The sequence below is a fragment of the Bartonella sp. LB28NMGDW genome (assembly GCF_042194435.1).
In the GTDB taxonomy this organism is placed as follows: Bacteria; Pseudomonadota; Alphaproteobacteria; order Rhizobiales; family Rhizobiaceae; genus Bartonella; species Bartonella grahamii.
Window position 1 is genome coordinate 1 of sequence record NZ_JBHIMX010000058.1, and the last position, 2297, is coordinate 2297.

Here is a 2297-nt window from a genome sequence, read left to right on the forward strand (position 1 = left end):
TGATATTTTTCGCATATGATTCTCCATAAAAAAAGCCCCGCAAAAGCAGAGCTGGATTAAAAAATTGACATCTTTCCCATTCGGAAAGATAGCTTGTTAAAACTCATGTCGCTTTTTCATTGGAACAAAAGAATGTATTTGACATTATCAATTTTGTAGCATATAAACTACAGATGTTTATTGTTAAAAAAACACACTATTTTACAGAGTGGTTAGACTCATTAAAAGACAAACAAGTGCAAAAGAAAATTGCTGCACGTATTTTCCGCCTTGAATATGGGCTTCTAGGAGACGTGAAATATTTCCGTGGCATTGGTGAACTAAAAATAAATTATGGACCAGGCTATAGGATTTATTTTGTAAAACAAGGGAAACAAATCATTTTGTTATTAAATGCTGGTGATAAATCCACACAACAAAAAGATATCGAAAAAGCCCTTCAATTAGTAAAGGAAATGAAACATGGAAATTACTAAATTTGATGTAAGTGAATATTTTAATACGCCTGAAGACTTTAAGATTTTATTAGATGATGCTTTAGAAACCAAAAATAGTGGCTATATTGCACATGTATTAGGTATTATTGCGCGTAAACAAGGAATGACAACTGTTTCTCAAGAGACAGGACTAAATCGCGAGTCTCTTTATCGTTCTTTAAGCGATAAAGGTGATCCACGACTTTCTACTTTTCTTAGTGTTTTGAGTGCTTTAAATTTGCAGATTAGCTTAACGCCTATCCAAAATAATTGTAAGGAACAAGCGGCTTTAGAAGAAGCATCTTGACCACCTCCCCATTTTTGAGAACGGGGAGGGGAGGCATATTTTTTACTTAAGCGGCTTTCACTACAGATCTTTCTAAGACTTGTTTTGCTTCTTTGATTATGGCTTTGTAATGCTTGCTTTCTTCTACCAACGTAAAGGCTTTGACAAGATGCATGTGGAGAGGTCCATAAATGTAAACAGCCTTTTTAGTTGGAGACATTTTATCCCAATCTTTTGGGAAAGCAAAACGTATATCATCATAATCAACAAATTGACTTTTTAGTTTCTTTTCACATTCAATAAAGTAACGACGAGCTTGACGTCCTTTCTCATTGCGCTCAACCATTGAGAGCTCTTTCGCCATATCTAAGGTGAGATGATATTCTTTACTTATAACATTTTTACGTTTCTCATTTTTGAGAAACGTAAAACCATAATCTTGATTTTCCAAAAATCCATATTCTTTAATACGACGTACAATCCAATCTGCAAATTTAGAGTTGACTTCTAAAAACGTATGTAATTCACGTGCGTTAACCGTTTGAACAGTTTCTTGACCAATATTTTGTTCTTTAATTTCTATAAGAGTGTTCATAAGAATTCCTTACTATTTAGATGTTTCTTAATGACACTTTTAAAAAGTGCCGGGTGCTAAGAAACACGGTAGTAAGTCCGTCGTTATGCTTTTCCCAAAAGGGTATTGTATAGCGTAACTACACCCGACAAGATCATTATATGCGTGTAACATACAATGAGTCAAAGCCTTTAAACGTGCGGAGAAGAGATTGTTTCGTAACCAAATCCGCTTACTATTAAGGTGTTTCTTAGGCACCTGATTCGATTATTCATATTGTCGTCACATTGTCAAGCTGCTTTCGAGATTTTTTACGTTTTTACTAATTTGACTTATCTATCCTCTTCATCCATATGGATTACGCCTTCGCCTTCGTCGCATGCGTTTGGTGGGGCGTTTGGATCAAGGGTATCGTCCTTGTCTGGTGTTGTGTTTGCAACGTTTCCAGCCGCATCTTCTTGTGATGCATCAAAAAGTTCGCACTCTATTTTTGTGGTGTAACCACCCGTTTTATCAAGTTTGTGCTTAACGCTCTTGATGCGCCATTCTGCTGGAATATAGGGGCGGAAAGGGGGCTCTTGAACAAGCTTTGCTTCTGCTTGCACAAACGGATCACCACCGATATCACATGAGAAAGAAGACTTACCGCGTGATGATTTATTGCGATAAGCAGCAATGGCCGCAACAGCCTCTGATTGGTTATGGTAGGTGTATTTGAGTTCATGAAACGGCGGATTACCAACCTTGACTTCTTTTTTTTCACCACTGCGGATATCATGATAAGTTGCGAGAACACCGCCTTTTTTCTCTTTGTCTTCTTCTTCTTTCTCAGGTGTTGTTTCTGCTTTTTCCGATTCAGATGATGATGGTGCTCTGTCACTGTTATCCATATGGATAAAGTTTTCATCATCATCAATCTCTTCTGGTTCTCGTGCATCAGCCGCGGCTTTTTGGTCGTCTC

General features: G+C 37.2%; 3 protein-coding genes and 1 pseudogene. 2 read left to right on the forward strand and 2 right to left on the reverse strand.

Annotated elements, in window-relative coordinates; translation table 11 throughout:
• Positions 1 to 173 precede the first annotated feature (173 nt).
• Together ACFIKG_RS08960 and ACFIKG_RS08965 are read left to right on the forward strand one after the other, a co-directional pair.
• On the forward strand, positions 174 to 476 hold the full coding sequence (locus ACFIKG_RS08960; RefSeq protein WP_006589072.1) for a type II toxin-antitoxin system RelE/ParE family toxin: 303 nt from the start codon (positions 174 to 176) through the stop codon (positions 474 to 476).
• On the forward strand, positions 463 to 783 hold the full coding sequence (locus ACFIKG_RS08965; protein WP_006589073.1) for an addiction module antidote protein: 321 nt from the start codon (positions 463 to 465) through the stop codon (positions 781 to 783). Before ACFIKG_RS08960 ends, ACFIKG_RS08965 begins: the two co-directional genes overlap by 14 nt.
• Positions 784 to 829: 46 nt before the next feature.
• Here the strand turns inward: ACFIKG_RS08965 and ACFIKG_RS08970 are convergent, their stop codons facing one another.
• Both ACFIKG_RS08970 and ACFIKG_RS08975 read right to left on the reverse strand, forming a co-directional pair.
• Positions 830 to 1357 carry an antA/AntB antirepressor family protein gene (locus tag ACFIKG_RS08970; RefSeq protein WP_273783424.1) on the reverse strand — a complete coding sequence of 176 codons (528 nt, stop codon included), beginning with the start codon at positions 1355 to 1357 and terminating at the stop codon, positions 830 to 832.
• 311 nt (positions 1358 to 1668) lie between these two features.
• Positions 1669 to 2297, reverse strand: a pseudogene (locus ACFIKG_RS08975) (late control protein); the annotation flags it as partial.